Source organism: Microbacterium sp. LTA6, from assembly GCF_045690355.1.
Lineage (GTDB): Bacteria > Actinomycetota > Actinomycetes > Actinomycetales > Microbacteriaceae > Microbacterium.
Map to the genome: position 1 here is coordinate 2195593 of NZ_CP147855.1, position 19429 is coordinate 2215021.

Sequence of the window (19429 nt, forward strand, 5' to 3'; positions counted from 1 at the left end):
AAACGCGCCTCTCCGCGATCGAGGTCAGGTGATGCGGCTCAGTCGCGAGCTCGACGCCGGGTCCGCGTCAGCAGGAAGGCGCCGATTGCGAGCAGGACGCCGGCGGCGGCGACGAACGGAGCAGGGTTCGCTCCACCTGTGGTCGCCAGCCCGGAATCTCCGGGCTGGCCGCCAGGGCCGACCGCTCCCGGAGCACTCGGAGTCGGAGTCGGCGTCGTCGTCACCGGGATGAGGGTGAAGTCCTGATCGACGATCACCTCGCCGGAACCGGTGATGGTCACGGCGAGCTCCGCGGGCTCAGCGACGGTGTATCCATCTGGTGCGGTCGCCGTGATCGTGTACGCGCCCGGCACCAGCTCATCGGCGACGTAGGTGCCGTCGTCTTCGCTCGTGACCGTGCGGTCGCCATCCGGCCCGTCGATCGTCAGGGACACGCCGCCCAGGGGTGTTCCCTTCGAGTCTTCGACGACGCCGGAGACGGAACCGAGACGGGCCAGCGCGAAGTCCACGCCGGTCACGTCTTCGGACGCCACCGTCTCGGTTCTCGTGGTCGCTCCGACCGGAACCGTGCCCTCGGGCACCTCGATGCTGATGGTGTACTCGCCGGAGGTCAGCTCGGGGAACGAGTAGTTTCCGGAGTCATCCGTGACGGTGGTCAGCGTCCCGGTCGGCCCTACCGCCGTCACCGCGACGCCTGCGACTCCGGTTCCTGCCGCGGTGACCCGGCCGGAAAGGGTCTCCGTCACCGGCGCGACGTCGCGCATGCTCAGGTCGACCACGGCGTCTTCGGTGCGGAGATCTGCCGTGCCGGAGCCGATGACGGCCTCTTTGCCTGCGGGTGGGGTCGCCGTGACCGTGTATCCGTCCGTGGCGATGTTGCCCGGGAACGCGTAGGTGCCGCCAGCAGCTGTCGTCGTCGTCGCGATCACATCGCCGTTCGCGTCGGTGAGCGTGACGGCGATGCCGTCGAGCGGGCCGGAGTCCACATCGACGACGGTGCCGGTGATGTCACGCGCGAGGACCGCGAACCACGTCTGGTAGATGGGGAAGCCGGAGCGTCGCGTGAACTCGAACGTGAGGGTCGAGAGCGGTGTGGTCGGTTCGAACCACGCGGCTGATCCGAAGGTGTCGACCGCGCCGGCGTTGCCGGTGAGGGTGAGTGCGACCGGATCCCAGGCGGGCACGTCATCCGCAGCGCCGGTGCAGGACGGCTTTCCCGCGATGCCAGGAGCGCAGTAGTTGAAGCCGCCCTGGAACCCGAGATCGGCGGCGGTGATCGGTGCGCCGGCCGCCGTGGTGCCGTGAATCCGCACGGCATCCGCGTCGATGTCGCCGAGCGCGAAGGCCCAGCCCGAGGACGGGGTGGGCGACGCGAAGGTGTACGTCGTCGTCGAGGGGGCGCTCGCCGAGTCGGCTTTCGGGCGGAGGTTGAGGTAGGGAAGGTCGCGACTGGAGCCGTACTTCGCTCCGATGGGGGTGCCTTCGGAGAGCCAGGTCGAGGCGCCGGAGATGACGCCGACCTGTCCGGCGCGGGAGTCGCTGGTCACGGTGGCGGTGAGGGAGGGCTGACCGGCGAACGACACGGCGGTCGTGTACGCGCCGCCGGAGCCGGAGAGCGGCGCCCATTCCGCCCATGCCGTCGTCGTCGCCGCCGATGCCGTCATCGCGCCGGAGACGCCCAGCGCGGCGATTCCCACGACGGCGAGCAGCGCGCGGACGGGTCGACGGCGCGGTCGGGAGCCTTGTCCCTGCGCTCGATTACGGGTGTGCGGCGTCGCGAAATACGTCATGTCGGCCCTCCGGTTGGCTCCGGATCAATATAGCGGTGCCGCACGGCGGGGTGAGAACATCACCCGCGGAAGAACGCCTCCGCCACCCGGGTGAGATCGTGCAGGTCGGCGACGCCGGCGAGTTCACGGGCGGAGTGCATCGACAGGATCGGGATGCCGACGTCCACTGTGCGCAATCCCAGACGGGTCGCCGTGATCGGGCCGATCGTCGAGCCGCACGGAACGGTGTTGTTCGAGACGAATTCCTGCGAGGCGATGCCGGCGCGCTCGCACCACGCCGACCAGGCGGCAGCGCCGACGGCATCCGTCGCGTAGCGCTGGTTGGCGTTGATCTTCAGGATCGGCCCAGAGCCCAGGACCGGCTGCACGACGGGGTCGTGCTTGGCGATGTAGTTCGGGTGCACCGAGTGTCCGACGTCGCTGGACAGGCACCAGGACGAGGCGTAGGCCTGACGGCGCTGGGAGGAGTCGGCGCCGAGGTGTGCGTACACGCGCTCCAGGACGTCCTCGAGGAAGGGACCGGCCGCGCCGGAGCGCGAGGCGGAACCGAGCTCCTCGTGGTCGAAGGCGGCGAGCACGGCGATCGGTCCGTCGGCGGTGGCCTCGAACGATGAGAGCGCCACGAGTCCGGCGTGCACCGAGGCGAGGTCGTCGAGGCGGCCCGCGGCGAAGAATGCGTCGTCCTTGCCGAACACGGCGCCGCGCGCCGAATCCGCCACGACCACGTCGTAGCCGCGGATATCGGCGGCATCGACGTCCGCGGAGGCGGCGAGCTCGGCGAGGAGATCGGCCGACGTCGGGTCGCCGAGTCCCCAGACCGGCTGGGTCTGGAACTGCTTGTCGAGTTCGAGTCCGCTGTTGGCACCGCGGTCGAGGTGGATCGCCAGTTGCGGCAGGCGCAGGAGTGCGCCGGTGTCCGCCAGCACGACGCGTCCGTCGGCGAGGGCGAGGCGTCCGGCAAGGCGAAGCTCGCGGTCGAGCCACGAGTTCAGCAGCGGGCCGCCGTAGATCTCGACCGCCGCCTGCAACCAGCCCTTCGAGCCGGTTGTCGGCTGCGGCTTGAGCTTGAAGCCGGGGGAGTCGGTGTGTGCACCGAACACCTGCGTGGGTGTCGTCGCGGCAGCATCCGTCGGCACGACCCAGGCGATCGCCGCACCGTCGCGGACGACCACGAAGCGTCCGCCGGACTGCGCCGGCCACGGCTGGCTCTCGTCGAGGCGGGTGAATCCGGCATCCTCCAGGCGCCGGGCGACCTCGGACGCCGCGTGGTAGCTCGACGGGGATGCGGCGATGAAATCGGCGAGATCGTCGGCGTGAGCGAGGGCAACCGGGGTGACGGGCATGAAGGGCCTTCCTGAAAGGGGGTACTTCGATCGTAATCGGGCAGGGACGGGGAGGCCGCCGGGCGGTCACCGGCTCCTCGCGGTCACCTGCGCCGGATAGGGTGTGCGCGATGTCTCCCCTTGCATTCGCCCTGGTACTCGCCGCCGCCCTGGCTCACGCGTCCTGGAACATCATCGCTCACGGTGTCAGTCGTGCCGGCGTCCCGTTCCTCTGGTGGGGAGCGGTCGGGAGCACCGTGATCTGGGCCGGGGTCGTGCCGTTCACCGGTGGTCTCGGCACAGACGATCTCGCCGGCTTCGCCCTCGGTGTCGGCGTTTCAGCAGTGCTGCACGTCTGCTACATGGCCGTGCTGCAGCGCGGCTACCAGGCAGGAAACCTCTCCACCGTCTATGCCACAGCGCGCGGTACCGGGCCGTTCCTCTCGGTGATCATCGCCGTTCTGGTCCTGGGTGAACGGCCATCGCCGATCGCCTTGATCGGGGTCGCGGCCGTCATCATCGGCGTGGTCGCCGTCGGTCTCGTGGATCGGGGGCGGAGCGTCAGGGGCGGCCTTGACCGCGGGCTCGTCTTCGGTCTGCTCACCGGGGTGGCGATCGCGATCTACACGATCTGGGATGCGAACGCCGTTCGCACCTGGAATCTGTCGCCGGTCGCGTTCATGGTGGGCACCACGGTGCTTCAGGTTCCCTTCTATTCGATCGCCGTGCGCGGGCGGTGGAAGGCGGTCTGGGCGCTGGGGCGGACCGAATGGCGCCGCATCGTCGCCTTCGGGGTGCTGTCGCCGTTGTCGTACATCCTCGTGCTCACCGCGATCCAGATCGCGCCGGTCGCGCTCGTGGCGCCGCTGCGCGAGGTGAGCGTCGTACTGGTCAGCCTTTTCGGCGCCTTCGTGCTGCGCGAATCGCGACCGGGATGGCGAGTGGCCGCTGCGGCCATCGTCGTGGTCGGGATCGTGTTGCTGGCGGTGTGAGAGCGCGCTGCAAGCAGCCTGTTGATCGTTGCGCGGGAACCGCGCATGCGCCACGCAGGAACATCCGCGGAAAAGGCTTTTGATCAGGATGATTTAGGGGTCGGAATGTCGGTGGCCCCGGGTTGAATGGAGGTATGAACAGCACCGCAGCGCTCCTGGATCAGGTCGTCGCCGACCTTGGTCCGGTGCTGCGGATGGATGCTCCAGTGGGCCGTTCAGATGCCGAGAAGATGGACATTCTTCGTGCTGCGGGGGAGGTGCAACGTCTGCTGGATGCTCTGGTCGTCGAGACAGTCGCCTCCGTGGATGGGCGCCCGGAAGGACCGGGGGATCCGTCGTTCGCGGGCCGGTTCGGATGCCGGAACATGAACGAACTCCTCCAGCGGGTCCTCCGGGTCGATGCGGCAGGAGCTGGCCGGGTGGTGAAGGCAGCGAAGGTTGTGTATCGCGAGACGGAGCTCACCACGGGTGCCCCGTTGCCGGCACGGTGGCCGGAGTTGCGGGGCGCGCTGCTGGACGGCGTGGTCGGTGTCTCGGGGTTGCTCGCTGCGACCGGACCGATCGAACAGGCCGGTCGTCGAGTGGGATGCGAGGACCGGGTGCGGGCGGATGCGCAGCTTGCGGCGTTCGCGCGAGGGTGTGCGATCGCCGACGCGGACGCGACGACCGCTGAGTCGATCGGGGAGTCTGGGCCGCCGGCCACACCGGATGATCTGCGGTTGTTCTCCCAGGTCATCGCCACGTATCTCGACCCGGACGGGGCAGAGCCCGCGGATGACCGTGCGATGCGGGCACGGTTCCTGAGCTTCGGGCGGGAGAAGGACGGCGGCATCCCGGTCCACGGGAACCTGCTTCCCGATGCTGCCGGACAGTTCCAGCGTCTTCTCGACGCCTACAACAACCCGAAGGTCGACGGCCCAGCCGCGCCCCACGCGAGCGGGGTGATGTTCCGACCGAGCGATGAAGACTCCACCGACGATCTCCGCGACAGCGAGGACACGCCTGAGGGCGACCTGTGTCCGGCACCGTACGACTCCCGAACGCCCGGGCAGAAACGCCACGATGCGCTCGCGGCGATCCTGACCATCGCCGCCCGCCACGACGACGTCCCGACCCTCGGTGGTGCCGCCCCGACCTTGGTCGTGTCCGTCACGGCGGAGGATTTCGCGTCCGGGCGCGGGTGGGCGCACGTCGACGGCATCGACACCCCGGTGCCGGTATCCGTCGCCGCCCACACCGCGTGTGCCGGGCACGTGCAGCGGGTGCTGTTCGACGAGAACGGGCGTATCCGGAGCATCAGCACAACCGACCGCATCTTCAACGTCCACCAGCGCCGGGCCGTTGCCCTCCGCGACAGGGAATGCCTCATCCCTGGCTGCCACGTCCGCGCGACCTGGTGCGAATACCATCATGTCCGCGACCACGCGTACGGCGGTCCGACCCACACCGACAATGGTGTCGCTCTGTGCTGGTGGCATCATCGCACCCTCGACGCCAGCGGGTGGGAGATCCGCATGAACAACGGACTTCCCGAGATCCGCGGCCCCGCCTGGTGGGACCCCGATCGGCACTGGCGCTACCCGCAGCACCTCCGATCGCTGCAACAGGCCGGGGCTCCATAGGGTGCGAGCCGTCGGTCGATTCCGGCATCCGCCGAGGTCCTCCGCCGAGCCCTTGTGTAGCATCGCAGGCATGCAATCGTCGGGCTGGACCTTCCTCGCTGCTGTGCTGTTCCTGGGCGTCGGGATCTACATCCTGCTGACGGGGCAGACCGACTGGTGGTCGATCGTCACGATCGTCGTCGCCCTGGCGGGATCCCTGGTGTACTTCGTCCGGGGCATCATCGAGCACAGGCGACGCAAGACTCCGTCGAAAGGCGCTTCCGGCGAGTCGGGTCTCTGATGTCCGATCTCACGAAAGTTCGACAGTCGGTGAGACGATACATCCCGTGATGCCGCGCGACTGATGCGGCGGCGGGCAGCCTTCTTGTCTCACGAAACTTGTCGTTGGTTGCGTTTCGCCCGTGTGCCTCGGCTCCCCTGTCGGAAACCGCGTGACCGGCGTGTCGAGCGTGCCTCGAACCGAGAGTGTCAAGCTGCCGCAAACGATCGTTTCGGTGGAGCGGTCGGCAGGGGCTTTCGGGATGTATCGGTTGGCGAACCTGGATGTCGACAAGACGCCGATCACGGGCGTCACGGTGGCGGTCTACAACGCCGAGCGCACCGATCTCTCTAGCCGGTCGTATCATCCGCGAGGGGGCGAGTGATGGGCGCCGGAGCAGCGCACACGCGCCCCGAGGGAGATTCTCACGACTGGGCGGCCGTCTGCCGCTGGGAGGACGCGGGGCGCCCTCCGCTGCCGTGCGAGAAGCCCGCCGAGCCCGAGAGCACGGATGAGTCCTAGCGCCCTTGCGGCGATCGCTGCGCGGGTCCACCCCGTGCGTGACGCTAGCCGGCTTGGGAGCGCCGCCCGCGCCAGCGGGCAGGTCATCCCCGGACGTCGGTGCCAACCCAGTTCAGGGCGCCGTTCTTGCCGGCTACGGTCGCGCCCAGGTGGATCTGGTGGTACGGGGCGTACACGCGGATGGCGTCGGTCTGATACGAGAAGCGGCCGGAGTCGGCGCCGTGGTCGTGGGCTGAATCCAGTTCCAGCTCGGTGAAGGTGGGCACGCCGTAGACCGGTCCTGCCTTCACCAGCACAGCGCACATGTAGTTGCCGTCTCTGTAGACACCGACCCGACCGAGAACGGTTCCCGAGGCGTTCGTGACTCTCTTCGTCGTAACGTACGTTCCCTTACAGGACGATGAGTACGATGCTGCGTTGGCGGTCGCAGGCACGGCGACCGCCAGGCCCGCCACGAGCACAGCGGCACCAAGACCGGCGACCAGTCGCTTCTTGATCGACTTCATGGTTTCCCTCCCGTGATCCGGAGCGCCGGCGCGCTCCCCGAACACAGCATGGCCGATACGCGACGAGGAAGGGAATGGGGAGAAATACCCTGACCTTCCGTTGGGCAGCTGCAGCGGTTTCATCACGTGCTCAGTCCTCGATGCCGAAGCCTCGACGGCGTGCACGAGCTTGTCGATCCCTCTCATCGTCCCAGCGTTCCAAATGGCCGCTAGCGGGCGGTCCGCTCGCGTTCAGCGAGGTCCTGTCGCACGCCAGCCCTGCGACCTCAGGCCACCGCGCGTCTCGCACGTGAGAAATCGACGTCAAGGTCCTGCAATCGCAGGGTTGCAAGACTGTTGAAGCCCCGATACGTTTAAGTGCAACCAAAAGGTTGCTTCGAGTTGACTTAGATTGAGGTGCTCATCATGTCCGAGACCAACTCCGCGTTCTCCGGCGGCCGTAACATCGCGCTCAAGGTTCCGCCGCATCGCTACGAAGAGACATTGGCGTTCTATCGAGATGTGCTGCATCTGCCCGCAGTCGCGGGACCGTCGGGCGGCGCGACCGGATTCGTCTTTGGTCCGTGCAACCTATGGGTCGACAACTGCCCTGGGCTCTCCCAGGCGGAGATCTGGCTGGAGGTCGTCACTTCGGATGTGGGAGAGGCGGCGAGCGTCATGGCATCCGTCGGACTTGCCAGACGAGATGAGATCGAAGACCTCGGCCCCGGGTTCGACGGCTTTTGGATCTCGTCGCCGTCGGACACGATTCACCTCATCGACTCGCGCGAACAGACGTGGGCCTGACGGATTTGCCGCCTGATCGCTAGCGGCGTCAGTCGGCTGCGATACGAGCCAAAACTCTCGAGCCTGCGGATTCGGAGGGCGATCCCTTCATCTGATTCAGACGGCAACCCGTCGCAACTCCGCCCGGCGCGTAACACCGACTCCCCACCGTTAGCCGAAACCGACCGTTACCGGTGAGCCGATGGCTGGGTCGTCAATCAGCGCTCCAACAAATTTCCCGCGAGCCCGACAGGTTCCGTGAGACGCTCCACCATCTTCGTGAGAATCCGACAAGCTTGTGAGATCGACCCCTGATTCGGGTGACGATTCGTCCGTTACCGTTGTGCGATGGAGACCGCCTCGATAACCAGGACCGCGTGGGATGAACTGCCCGATCACGTGCATGAGCTCGTCGCCGAGCGTCTGGACGGGCCGATCACCCTTGCGGTGAGTCAGAGCAACGGGTTCTCGCCGGGAAGCGCCGACCGGGTGCGCAACGACGCCGGCGAGCGGGCCTTCGTCAAGACCGCGCATCGCACGCCGCACCACCCAGGCACCTACGATCTGCATCGCCGCGAACTGGGCGTGATGCAGGCGATGCCCCGCGGCATCCGCGTGCCTGCCCTGCTCGGGTCCTTCGTCTCGGACGACTGGGCGGTGCTGATTCTCGAGGACATCGACGGCAGGCATCCGGGAGCCGCGCTCGACGGCACCGACGTCGTCGCCGTCCTCGATGCTCTGGGAACACTGCCCGAGTTGCGGGGAGCGGATGCCGCCGGACTACCGCGCGCGACGGACGAGTTGGCCGTCGATGCGTCCGGTTGGGCCGAGATCCAGGATGCGGACGCCGTCGGCGACTTGCCCGAGTGGATCGTCGAGAACTTCGATCGCCTCCGCGACGTGGCCGATCAGATCGTCATCGCCGCTGAGGGCGACCGCCTCCAGCACCTCGACTGCCGCGCGGACAACGTGCTCATCGATCGCGTGGGAACGGCCTGGATCATCGACTGGCCGTGGGCCGCCGTCGGTGCGCACTGGATCGACGGGCTCTGCTATCTCTTCGATGTACGCCTGCGAGGCGAAGAGGTGGACGCCGAAGAACTTCTGCGGACTCATCCGCTGTTCACCGGCGTCTCTGCCGCGCACATCGACGCACTTCTCGCTGCCCTCACCGGCGGCTTCTTCGCCAAGGCGCGACGTCCCGCGGTGCCGAGCATGCCGACGCTGCGTGAGTTCCAGCGCAGTGAAGCGCTCGCCGGAATGACCTGGCTCCAGGAGCGCTGGGGCTGACCCCGAAGTTCGGGGTCGTCGTCAGCGGAAGTCGACGAGCCCCGCGTGTGCGGCCGTGACGAGGATCTGCACCCGGTCGCGCACCTGCCACTTCGACATGATGCGGCCGAGGTGGGCCTTGACCGTGCCTTCGGACACGATGAGCGTCCGCGCGATCTCTGCGTTCGACATGCCCTGAGCCAGACGTTCGAGCACTTCGGACTCGCGCTCGGTGAGGGACTCGAGGTCGCGCGCTCCGCGGCCGGTGGGCTCGGTGTCGCGGACGTGCTTGATCAGCATCGACGCGATCCTCGGCGAGAGCGAGCTGGCGCCCTTGTAGACCTCGCGCACTCCGAGCACGATGTCGTCGGCGCTCGAGTCCTTGAGCAGATACCCGGAGGCGCCGGCGTTCAGCATCGGAAGAACCGTGTCGCTGCCGTCGAGCGTCGTCACCGCGAGGATGCGGACATCGGGCCAGCGCTCGGCGATCACCGCCGTCGCCTCGATTCCGTTCATCTCGGGCATCTGGACGTCCATCATGACGACGTCCGGGCGGTCGCGCTCCACGGCGGCGATCGCTTCGACGCCGCTTTCGGCCTCACCGATGACCTCGATCTCCGGGTCGCGGGATACGAAGTGCGAGAGCGCTGAACGGACGAGGGGATCGTCATCGACGATGAGAACGCGGATAACCGGCATGGAGGAAGCCTAACGGCGGCAATAAGTCCGTCAATTTGTCGATATAGACCTTTGGCCAGAAAAGACTGCCGGGTAGTCCGATGTGGTCGCTGCAGATCACCGAGAAGATGAAGTCAGTTCTCGACAAAAGACCAATCAGGGAGGTGAAAGACCATGACTTTTTGGCAGCAGCTTTGCTACATTCTGGGCATCATTCGCTAGATTACCTGGCGAGTAGGAGATAGTGAACCATGGCGTTCGCCCCCTCAACCCGAGAAGACTCGGGCATTCTCCGGCTGAGCCGCGGAGAGGCGTTGAGCGTTCTCGAGCGCATCTTCGTCCTGGTGGTCATCATCGTCGTCGTCGCTGTCGATCTGCTCGGCGTGTTCTTCTCGCCCGGCGTGAACGTCATCGCGTCCGTGCTCAGCATCGCGACCACGTCCGTGCTGATCCTCTATCTTTGGTCGCCCCTCCTCGCTACCTGCGCGTTGGGGCTCATGCTGGCTCTCTCATTCGTCACGGGCAACGAGATCCAGACACTCTTGGCTGTCGCCGTCGCGGCAGCGCTGGTCATGCGGCTCGGGTGGAATTCGCTGATCCTCTCCTACATCGGTGGTTTCCTCGTCGCAGCGGCGATCATCGCCTACGGCGATCTGAGCGGCCCGGTGAACGTCGGGATCTATCTCATCGTCGCCACCGTGGCCGGAGCGATCGGCTTCGCCCTTCGGATGGCCTTCGCCCGCGGCCGCCGCCTCGAGCAGCAGCTCGTGGAACAGGAACTGCAGGAGCGCGAGGCCGTGCTCGCTGAGCGCCGATGGATCGCCGGCGAACTGCACGACAGCATCGCGCACCACCTCACCGTCGTTGCCATGCACGTCCAGATGCTGGACGACGCGCAGGTGACTCGGCAATCCCAAGAGGCGATCCGCGTCGCCGCGAGGAAGGCGATGGCCGATCTGCGATTCGTGATCGAGCTCGCCGATGACGGACCACGCGCGTCCGCACTGCAGACCGGGGACCTCGCTGCCGCCGTCGACGAAGCCAGAAGCGAGTTCGAATCCGCGGGACACCCGGTGGTCAGCCAGGGAGACCCCCGAGACGAGCGGATTCCTCGCGCCGCAGAGATCGTGTTCGCACGGATCATGCGCGAATCGGCCACGAACATCCTGAAGCATGCGGGACCCGGTGAAGTCGGGATCGGGTTGCAGGTCGACGATGAGTCGGCGACGCTGACCATCAGCAGCCCGCTTCCGGCAACGCCCCGGCGAGACCTTCCCTCCAGCGGCACCGGCCTGAACCGGATGGCGGAGCGCGTGCTCGGGGCGAGTGGCACGTTCAGCGCGGGCGCGGTCGACGGTCAGTGGCGCGTGTCTGCCCGGCTGCTGATCGCCTGAGCGGCCGGTCGACGGCGTCTCCGCGCCGATGGATCCTGGACGAACGTCTATATGACTTTCGACCTTTGGCGCTTCTGGGCGACGTCTCCTATTACTACCGTAGGGAATGCCCCAATTGAGGCGCCCCCAGCGCCTTGGCGAGAAGCGTCCCCAGCGCTTCTGCGATCGCGAGCGCGATCTTCGGCTTCTGACTTCCTATCGCGCTCGCGGTCGCACTCTCTGGCCGGTTCCCGGTCTCAGCCGCCCACTGCCCGCATGTAGTGGCCGTCGGTGGAGATTCCGGATGCTGCGACCGTGAACCGCACGAAGTCGCTGAGGTAGCGGTCCTCCGACGCCTCGAAGATGAGGCCGTCCGCGTCGCGGGAGATGCGGCTGAGCCGCAGGATCGGGGTACCCAGCGGCACACGCAGCAGTGCGGCATCCTGTTCGTCCGCGGCCACGGCGTCAATCTCGTGCTGCAGTCCGACGATCGGATGCCCCTGCGCGGTGAGGTACTCGGTGATGGACACCGTGTCGAGATCCACGTCGAACAGTCGACGCCCCACGGCCTCGGTGTAGAAGAGTCGCTCGAGCATCGTCGGGCGACCGTCGAGCAGCCGCAGCCGCGTGACGCTCACGATGGTGTCGTCAGGGGAGACCCCCAGAGCCGCGGCGCGTGTACCGGCCCGGCGAAGGCTCAGTTCCTGGGTCTGGGCGCCCGGTTTCACACCCAGCTGTCGCGCCCAGCGCGTGAACGGCACCGAGACATCCACTGCTTGATTAGCCTTCCGGGCGACCACGCGCGCGGGCCGTCCGCGGCTCGTCTCGATGAGTCCGTCCGTCCGCAACGCGGCCAACGCGTTCCGGATCGGGCCGCGAGACGTGCGCCAGCGTTCTGCAAGCTCCGCCTCGGTCGGAACGTCGTCGCCGGGGCGCAGAGTGCCCGCCGCGATCTGCGCTCGGAGGTCGTCGGCGATCTGGGTGTACACAGCTTCTGCCACATAGGCATACTACTTGGCTTCTTGGGAATGACTGCCCTGTTCTGTCGATGTTCACCCGGGCAAAATCCGGGTAAACAGCCGTTGAACAGTTCCAAGTTAGGTATATTTCTCGATCGCCCTCCTGTCAGAGTTGCTCGTGGATCACCCCACCCACCCTGAAAGGTCCTCATGAAGCTCCGCGCTCTCCCCGCCCTCGCCGGCGTCGCGATCCTCGCACTCGGCCTCGCCGCCTGTTCCGGTTCGGCCGAGGCCACCGGTACACCGGGCGCCGATGAGTCCTCCGCCGCCAGCGGCTTCGCCGTCGACGAGAACACCCTCGTCTTCGGAGTCGTGCCCGACTCCGTCGACACCGAGACCAACTACCAGCCGCTGATGGACTACATCGCCGAGCTCACGGGCAAGACCGTCGAGTACCACGAGTCCACCGACTACGCCGCTCTCATCGAGGCGGCCGTCGCCGGCAAGGTCGACGTCGCTTCCTTCTCCGGCTTCACCTACGTCACCGCGACCAACAACGGCGCGAAGCTCACCCCGATCTCCTCGATCGTCACCGAAGAGGGCCAGGAGCCCGGCTACTTCTCGCAGGCGATCGTCCCCAAGGGCAGCAACATCTCCAGCATCGCGGACTTCAAGGGCAAGAAGGTCTGCTTCGTCGACCCGTCCTCGACGTCGGGATACCTCTTCCCGTCGTACAACCTCCTCAAGGCCGGCATTGACCCGAAGACCGACATCACCCCGGTGTTCGCCGGAAAGCACGACGTGAGCGTGCAGAAGACGGGCGAGGGCGTCGAATGCGAGGTCGGCTTCGCTGAGGACTCCGAGGTCGAGAAGTCGGATGCCGTGAAGGTCATCGACGAGACCATGGTCCCCGGTGCGCCGCTGGTGTACTCGTCCACGCTTCCGGACGACGTCTCCTCGAAGCTCGTCGACGGTCTCGCCGAGGTCACGATCGACGACATCATCGCCGCCGGCATCGACAGCGCAGACAGCGACGCGTTCCGCAGCGTCTTCTACGCCACCAAGCCGGTCGATGACAAGTACTACGACCTCATCCGCGACATCTGCAAGGAGACCGAAGCGGAGCAGTGCCAGGGCTGATCCACCCGGATCGCCCCTGAACAGCTGAGACCCCTGGAGACCTGACCATGAGCGCGAACACCATGACCGCGGCATCCGATGCCCTCATCCGTCTGACCGGCGTGACGAAGACCTTCGGGTCGACCACGGCATTGAAGGATGCTTCGCTCGAGGTCGCCCGCGGCGAGATCGTGGTGCTGCTGGGTCTCTCCGGTTCCGGCAAGTCGACGCTGCTGCGCCACCTCGACGGACTGGAGGTTCCCACCTCCGGCTCCGTCGAGGTGCTGGGCTCGCAGGTTCCCGCTCTTCGGGGCAAGAACCTGCGGCGCCTGCGCAGCCGCGTCGGCTTCATCTTCCAGCAGTTCGAGCTGGTTCCCTCCCTGACCGTGCTGGAGAACGTGCTCACCGGCTCGCTCTCCGGCGTGCGCGGACCGCGTCTCGGTCTCTGGGGCTACTCGAAGGCGGCGAAGATCCGTGCTCTCGAGCACCTCGACCGCGTCGGTCTGCTCGACCGCGCGTATCAGCGCAGCGACACCCTGTCCGGCGGGCAGCAGCAACGCGTCGCCATCGCACGCGCCCTGATGCAGCAACCGGAGATCCTCCTCGCCGACGAGCCGGTCGCATCGCTCGATCCCGAGTCCAGCGACCAGGTGATGGCCCTGATCCGCGAGATCGCCGCCGACGAGGGCCTCACCGTCGTCTGCAGCCTGCATCAGGTCGATCTCGCGATCACCTGGGCCGACCGGATCGTCGGCCTCCGCCACGGCGAGGTCGTCCTGGACACACCCACGACCGACCTCACCAAGTCCGAGGTCATGGAGATCTACGGCCGGGTCGCGACGACGACCGCTGAGCTCAGGGCGGTCTCGATCGAATTGGCGAATGCCGGCGACGTCTCGGCGGCTTCGGAGGAGGCTGAGGCTTCCAGAGTCAAGGTGCAGGAGCGCGTCTCGTGACCCTCCTCGCCGAGCGGCCGGGCGCGGCGTCATCCGGCGTCGCGGATCGCGCCCCGAAACGCCCGATCTCCCCGGAGCGGATCGCCGCCTCCCTCACGCTCCTGACGCTCGTCGTCGTCGGTGTGCTCGCCGTGAACGAGGTCGGCATCTCCATTCCGGCGATGATCAAGAGCTGGGGCAACGCCGAGAACTTCATGGGCCGCGTCGGCGGACTCTCCTTCCCGGAGCCGGGCGACCTCGTCTGGTTGATCGCGCTCACCGTCGGCCTCGTGCTGGTCGGCACGCTGCTGGCCGCCGTGCTGTCCGTGCCGATCGCCTACCTCGCCGCGTCGAACACGACGCCGGGGAACGGCTGGCGTGCGGCGGCCCGTTTCGTCGGCGTGTTCACGCGCGCGCTGCCCGATGTCGTCCTGGCGATGGCTTTCGTGCTGATGTTCTCGCTGGGGACGCTTCCCGGCATCCTCGCCATCGGGATCCACTCGATCGGCATGATCTCGAAGATGTTCGCCGATGCGATCGAGCAGGTCGACGAAGGGCCTCGTCTGGCGATCCGTGCCGCCGGCGGCACGAAGATGCAGGAGTTCGCCTCCGGCATCCTGCCTCAGGTGCTGCCCAGCTGGGTCGCGACCGTGTTGCACCGCAACGACATCAACCTCCGCGGCAGTGTCGTGCTCGGCTACGTCGGCGTCGCCGGCCTGGGCCTGGAGATGTCGTACGCCTTCAAGTCGCTGAACTACGGCAAGGGCCTCGGCATCGCCCTGGTCATCTTCCTCCTCTGCATCGCGATGGAGATCGTCTCCAGCCTGGTCCGCGGCGCGATGCTCGGGCAGCAGAGGCACACGCGCTCCTGGATCGACCGGATCATCCACCCGCGCCTGCAGGACGCGGAGGCGGGGACGTCGTCGTCCTCGCGTGCGGCGTGGGCGACGAGCCCGACAACCGCGGTTCGCCGCCCGTGGACGGCGGAGCGCGTGCGCAACACGATCGGCGGCGTCGTCGCCGTGCTCGTCGTGATCGGGAGTGTCGTCGTCAGCCAGATCAACTGGCTCGACTTCTTCACCTTCTGGGGCAAACTCCCCGAGGTCGCCGCCAAGTTCTGGCCGCCGTCGTTCGGCAGCTACGAAGCTTCGGCGATGTTCGAGGCGATGCGCGAGACGGTGTCGATCGCGCTGGCTGCGACCGTGCTGACCCTCGTTCCCTCGATCGTTCTCGGCTCTCTCGCGGCCACGAACGTCGCCCCCGGTTCGGGTGTGCGTGCAACGGCCAGATTCCTCCTGGTGGGTATCCGCGGCATCCCCGAACTGATCCTCGCCATCGTCCTCGTGGTGATCACCGGACTCGGGGCCCAGGCCGGTGTCATCGCCTTGGCGATCGGCGGCATCGGACTTCTCGGCAAACTCATCGCCGACTCCTTCGAAGAGGTCGACCGCGGCCCGGAGCGTGCGCTGCGCGCCGTGGGTGCCAGTCGTCTGCAGACCTACGCCTCGGCCACCGTCCCGCAGGGGATGCAGGCACTGATCGGACACAGCTTCTACATGCTCGACACCAACATCCGCGCGGCGACGATCCTCGGTATCGTCGGCGGCGGCGGAGTCGGCTACTACCTGCTCAATGCCAGCCAGGGGTCGCGCTACGAGACCGTGACGGCCATCGTCCTGATGATCCTCGTCACCGTTCTCGTCGTCGAAGGCCTCGCGATGTGGATGCGGAAGGTGTTCCGATGAACGCGCCGATGAATGCAACCCAGAACCATGCCGATGTCGTGGTCGTCGGATCCGGCATCGTCGGACTCGGTGCGGCCTACGCCGCCGTGCGCCGGGGACTCCGCGTCGTCGTCGTCGACCGCACCGATGCCCCGGTCGGTGCGACGATCCGCAACTTCGGTCACCTCTGCATCGGAGCGCAGTCCGGCGAAGCACGCCGCTATGCGGACACCTCGCGCGAGCTGTGGCTGCGTCTCTCCCACGACGCCGGCTTCTGGCTGCGCGAGTCCGGCACCCTGGTCGCCGCCAGGCACGACGACGAGATCGCCGTACTCGAGGCGGCGACGCGTGACGGCGGGATGCGGATGCTGGCGGCAGACGAGCTGCTCCGTCTCGCCCCGCTTCGGGCCGAAGGGCTCGTCGGCGGCGCGCACATCGAGACCGACCTGCAGACCGATCCACGATCCGCCGCAGGGGCCATCGTCCGTCACCTGATGAGTCTGGGCGTGGAGTTCCGATTCCGCACGGCGGTCACCGCGGTGACCACGGGGATCGTCGAGACCAGTCGCGGCTCGATCACGGCCGGCAGCATCGTCGTGGCCGTGAACCACGACGTCGACCAGCTGCTTCCTGAGATCGCCGAACGACGTGGCGTCGTCCGCTGTTCGCTCGACATGATGCGCGTCGCCGTGTCCTTGCCGCGTCCGCTCGGGGCGCCGTTGCTCACCGGGTGGTCGCTGCTGCGTTACGGACGCTTCACCGGCGGACCCGAGGCGACCGCCCTGCGCGAGCGACTGCACTCTGAGAGACCGGACCTCGCGGCGCTCGACCTCAACCAGATGTACACCCAGCTGCCGGACGGCACCCTCATCGTCGGCGACTCGCACGTGGCCGCGGTTGCGCCCTCACCGTTCCAGCCGGAGGCGGCCTTCGCGGCGTTCCTCACCGAGGCGGAGGAACTGTTCGAGATGCCCGCGCCTCGTGTGCTGGAGCGCTGGCAGGGCGTCTACGCGAAGGGACCAGGGGAATTCGTCATCGAATCCGACGTACCCGGCGTGCTGGTCCTCGCCGCCACGAGCGGTATCGGCATGACGACGGGTCTGGGGCTCGCTGAAGAGAATCTCACCGCCACCTTCGGGTGGACACCCGCAATGGAAGGAACATCATGACCACTCCGCTCGAATTCGCCCCCATCGAACTCGTCGTGCTCGACATGGCCGGCACGACGGTGCTCGACGATGGGGTGGTCGAGCAGGCGTTCCAGCGCGCTGCAGAGCAGACCGGCGTCGCTGACCGGATGCCGTGGCACGACGCCCTCGAGTACGTCAGGGCGACCATGGGCCAGTCGAAGATCGACGTGTTCACGCACCTCGCCGCGGGTGATGTCGCCGCGGCCGAGCGCGCCACGGCCGCGTTCGAGGGGGCCTACGCGGACATCGTCTCCGAGCAGGGCGTCTCCGAGATCCCCGGCGCGGCCGATGCCATCCAGGGTCTGCGCGACTCGGGTCTCACCGTCGTGCTCACCACCGGCTTCGCGCCGGTGACGCGCGACACGTTGATCGACGGTCTCGGCTGGCGCGACCTCGTGGACTTCGCACTCTCGCCGGCGGATGCCGGTCGCGGCCGTCCCGCGCCAGACATGGTTCTGACGGCGATCATCCGCACGCAGACGTCGCACGTCGCCGCGGTCGCCGTCGCCGGTGACACGATCAGCGACGTCGAATCCGGCCGCCGAGCCGGTGCGGGATTCGTCGCCGGTGTTCTCAGCGGTGCGCACGATCACGCAACGCTCACCGCGGCGGGTGCCGACATCGTGCTCCCCGATGTCACCGGACTCCGTGGCGCGCTCGCCGAGCGCGGACTGCTTCGCCTGAGCACAACGCACTGAGAGTCGAGCGTCTGACATGGGCTCGGCTCTGATTCGGCCTTCCGTCCCGCGTACCGACGTCGCGCTGCGCCCGTCCGCAACGGCGATGGTGTGGGTCGGGGAGGGGCATCCGCACGAGACGATCGCGGTTCCCGGCGTGGCGCTCGCCGACGGCGACGTGCTCGTCGCGGTGGAGATGTCGACGATCTGCGGCTCCGATGTGCACACGGTGCTCGGACGGCGGACGGCGCCCACGCCGCTGGTGCTCGGCCACGAGAGCGTCGGCCGGGTGATCGCCACGGGGCACGCCGGAGCGGCCGCCGTCGACGGCACGCCGCTGCGCATCGGCGATCGCGTGGTGTGGTCGGTCACCGTGTCCTGCGCGAGTTGCGATCGCTGCCTGCGCGGGATGCCGCAGAAGTGCCGCACGCTCGGCAAGTACGGGCACGAGCGCATCGGCGCGCACGGCGACCTCACCGGCGCATTCGGCAGTCACGTGCAGCTGCGAGAGGGCACGGCGATCGTGCGCGTTCCGGAGTCGCTGCCGGCAGCCGTGCTGGCGCCGGCGTCGTGCGCGACGGCGACGGCGTGGGCGGCCGTGGCCCGCGCCGGCCGCGATCGCGATCTCGAGGGCGCCGCAGTACGGATCCACGGGGCCGGCCTCGTCGGGCTGTCCGCTGCGGCGATAGCGACCGAGCAGGGAGCATCCGTCGAGGTGCGCGACCCGAACGCGTCGCGCAGCCAGCTGGCCACCCGATTCGGCGCGCGGTCGCTCGGCCGCGATCCCGACGTGGTGATCGAAGCATCCGGTCATGCCGTCGCCGAGGCGCTCGCCGGCGTCGACACCGGTGGCACGGTGGTGCTCGTCGGCAGCGTGTTCCCGACAGAACCCGTCGCGCTGGATGCCGAGAGCATCGTGCGTCGGTTGATCACCGTGACCGGAGTGCACAACTACACCGGCGTCGAGCTCGCGGAAGCTGTCGCGTTCCTCGCCGGCCGAGGTCGCGCCTACCCGTTCGCCGACGTCGTCGGCGACGTCCGGCCGTTGACCGCCATCGACGACGCGTTGCGCGCGGCATCCGCTCCGGATGCTCCGCTGCGGATCGGCCTCATTCCCGGGCGCTGACGTGCGTCGCCGGCTGCCCTGAGGTGAGAGACTCCGCCACGCAGACGCGCAGCCGGCGGCTGGCCGCGAGTTCGCTCAGGCGATCGATGTGATCCACGCTCGAAGCCTCGGTCACTGCGAGATGCTCTCGACCGTCTCGCCGGTCTGCTCGGCCGAGAGCGACCGGGCGATGTCGGCCTGGCTCACGATTCCGACGAGCAGATGGTCTTCGATCACGGGTACCCGGCGGATCTGGTGCTTCTGCATCAGCGCGAGTGCGACGTCGATGTTGTCGTCGACGTCGACCGTCACCGGCTTTCCCTGAGCGAGCGCACTGGCCGGAGTGGTCTCGGTGTCGAGACCGACGGCGACGGCGCGCACGATGATGTCGCGGTCGGTCAGCATTCCCTTCAGCTTGCTGTCCTCTCCGCAGATCGGCAGGGACCCCACGTCGAGGTCGGACATGATGTTCGCGGCGATGCGCAGCGAGTCGTTCTCGCCGATGCAGCGGGGGCTCGGAGTCATGATGTCGCGTGCGGTGGTCATTGCGCTCTCCCTCTCGTGCCATTCGATGTTCTTTCCTTCTGCGATCGACGCTAAGGGCAATGGCGCGACTCGCGAG

General features: G+C 67.6%; 20 protein-coding genes. 13 read left to right on the plus strand and 7 right to left on the minus strand.

Annotation, left to right across the window (positions count from 1 at the left end):
* Positions 1–38: 38 nt before the first annotated feature.
* Entirely contained in the window at positions 39–1790 is a 1752-nt protein-coding gene (locus tag LTA6_RS10205; RefSeq protein ID WP_341978113.1) for a carboxypeptidase-like regulatory domain-containing protein, read from the minus strand.
* Positions 1791–1849: 59 nt separating this feature from the next.
* Complete coding sequence (locus LTA6_RS10210; RefSeq protein WP_341978115.1) at positions 1850–3133, minus strand: M18 family aminopeptidase; 1284 nt, start codon at positions 3131–3133, stop codon at positions 1850–1852.
* Positions 3134–3243: 110 nt separating this feature from the next.
* Between LTA6_RS10210 and LTA6_RS10215 the strand changes: the two genes are divergently transcribed.
* The 4 genes from LTA6_RS10215 to LTA6_RS10230 all read left to right on the plus strand — a co-directional run bounded on the left by LTA6_RS10215 (position 3244) and on the right by LTA6_RS10230 (position 6370).
* On the plus strand, positions 3244–4104 hold the full coding sequence (locus tag LTA6_RS10215) for an EamA family transporter (RefSeq protein ID WP_341978117.1): 861 nt from the start codon (positions 3244–3246) through the stop codon (positions 4102–4104).
* A 134-nt stretch (positions 4105–4238) separates the two neighbouring features.
* Positions 4239–5726, plus strand: a complete 1488-nt coding sequence (locus LTA6_RS10220) for a DUF222 domain-containing protein (protein WP_341978119.1) — start codon at positions 4239–4241, stop codon at positions 5724–5726.
* A 70-nt stretch (positions 5727–5796) separates the two neighbouring features.
* A complete protein-coding gene (locus tag LTA6_RS10225; protein WP_341978121.1) occupies positions 5797–6006 on the plus strand; it encodes a hypothetical protein in 210 nt (69 codons plus the stop codon).
* Between the two features lie 151 nt (positions 6007–6157).
* The gene (locus LTA6_RS10230; protein ID WP_341978122.1) at positions 6158–6370 is read left to right on the plus strand and encodes a hypothetical protein; all 213 of its coding nucleotides are present in this window, start codon (positions 6158–6160) and stop codon (positions 6368–6370) included.
* Positions 6371–6590: 220 nt separating this feature from the next.
* Here the strand turns inward: LTA6_RS10230 and LTA6_RS10235 are convergent, their stop codons facing one another.
* Entirely contained in the window at positions 6591–7199 is a 609-nt protein-coding gene (locus LTA6_RS10235) for a hypothetical protein (protein ID WP_341978124.1), read from the minus strand.
* A 219-nt stretch (positions 7200–7418) separates the two neighbouring features.
* Here LTA6_RS10235 and LTA6_RS10240 point away from each other — a divergent pair, with 219 nt between their 5' ends.
* Positions 7419–7799 carry a hypothetical protein gene (locus tag LTA6_RS10240; protein WP_341978126.1) on the plus strand — a complete coding sequence of 127 codons (381 nt, stop codon included), beginning with the start codon at positions 7419–7421 and terminating at the stop codon, positions 7797–7799.
* A gap of 327 nt (positions 7800–8126) precedes the next feature.
* Positions 8127–9068, plus strand: a complete 942-nt coding sequence (locus LTA6_RS10245; RefSeq protein ID WP_341978128.1) for a hypothetical protein — start codon at positions 8127–8129, stop codon at positions 9066–9068.
* A 21-nt stretch (positions 9069–9089) separates the two neighbouring features.
* Here the strand turns inward: LTA6_RS10245 and LTA6_RS10250 are convergent, their stop codons facing one another.
* Complete coding sequence (locus LTA6_RS10250; RefSeq protein ID WP_341978130.1) at positions 9090–9746, minus strand: response regulator transcription factor; 657 nt, start codon at positions 9744–9746, stop codon at positions 9090–9092.
* A gap of 230 nt (positions 9747–9976) precedes the next feature.
* On the opposite strand from LTA6_RS10250, the gene LTA6_RS10255 reads away from it, so the two are divergent.
* A complete protein-coding gene (locus LTA6_RS10255; protein WP_341978132.1) occupies positions 9977–11119 on the plus strand; it encodes a histidine kinase in 1143 nt (380 codons plus the stop codon).
* Positions 11120–11355: 236 nt separating this feature from the next.
* Here LTA6_RS10255 and LTA6_RS10260 read toward each other — a convergent pair whose 3' ends face one another.
* Positions 11356–12099: a GntR family transcriptional regulator gene (locus LTA6_RS10260; protein ID WP_341978134.1), complete on the minus strand. Its 744-nt coding sequence runs from the start codon at positions 12097–12099 to the stop codon at positions 11356–11358.
* A gap of 168 nt (positions 12100–12267) precedes the next feature.
* On the opposite strand from LTA6_RS10260, the gene phnD reads away from it, so the two are divergent.
* From phnD to LTA6_RS10290, 6 genes are all read left to right on the plus strand, one after another.
* Positions 12268–13197: a phosphate/phosphite/phosphonate ABC transporter substrate-binding protein gene (gene phnD / locus LTA6_RS10265; protein WP_341978136.1), complete on the plus strand. Its 930-nt coding sequence runs from the start codon at positions 12268–12270 to the stop codon at positions 13195–13197.
* Between the two features lie 62 nt (positions 13198–13259).
* Positions 13260–14132: a phosphonate ABC transporter ATP-binding protein gene (phnC, locus tag LTA6_RS10270; RefSeq protein WP_407359267.1), complete on the plus strand. Its 873-nt coding sequence runs from the start codon at positions 13260–13262 to the stop codon at positions 14130–14132.
* Positions 14129–15856, plus strand: a complete 1728-nt coding sequence (gene phnE, locus LTA6_RS10275) for a phosphonate ABC transporter, permease protein PhnE (protein WP_407357758.1) — start codon at positions 14129–14131, stop codon at positions 15854–15856. Before phnC ends, phnE begins: the two co-directional genes overlap by 4 nt.
* The gene (locus tag LTA6_RS10280; protein ID WP_407357759.1) at positions 15853–17004 is read left to right on the plus strand and encodes a TIGR03364 family FAD-dependent oxidoreductase; all 1152 of its coding nucleotides are present in this window, start codon (positions 15853–15855) and stop codon (positions 17002–17004) included. The genes phnE and LTA6_RS10280 overlap by 4 nt, the downstream gene beginning before the upstream one ends.
* Entirely contained in the window at positions 17001–17723 is a 723-nt protein-coding gene (locus LTA6_RS10285; RefSeq protein WP_407357760.1) for an HAD family hydrolase, read from the plus strand. Before LTA6_RS10280 ends, LTA6_RS10285 begins: the two co-directional genes overlap by 4 nt.
* 16 nt (positions 17724–17739) lie before the next feature.
* Complete coding sequence (locus tag LTA6_RS10290; protein WP_407357761.1) at positions 17740–18828, plus strand: alcohol dehydrogenase catalytic domain-containing protein; 1089 nt, start codon at positions 17740–17742, stop codon at positions 18826–18828.
* Here the strand turns inward: LTA6_RS10290 and LTA6_RS10295 are convergent.
* Both LTA6_RS10295 and LTA6_RS10300 read right to left on the minus strand, forming a co-directional pair.
* A complete protein-coding gene (locus tag LTA6_RS10295) occupies positions 18812–18943 on the minus strand; it encodes a hypothetical protein (RefSeq protein ID WP_407357762.1) in 132 nt (43 codons plus the stop codon). The two genes, LTA6_RS10290 and LTA6_RS10295, sit on opposite strands and share 17 nt — an antisense overlap.
* The gene (locus tag LTA6_RS10300; RefSeq protein WP_407357763.1) at positions 18940–19353 is read right to left on the minus strand and encodes a CBS domain-containing protein; all 414 of its coding nucleotides are present in this window, start codon (positions 19351–19353) and stop codon (positions 18940–18942) included. The genes LTA6_RS10295 and LTA6_RS10300 overlap by 4 nt, the downstream gene beginning before the upstream one ends.
* Positions 19354–19429 lie beyond the last annotated feature (76 nt).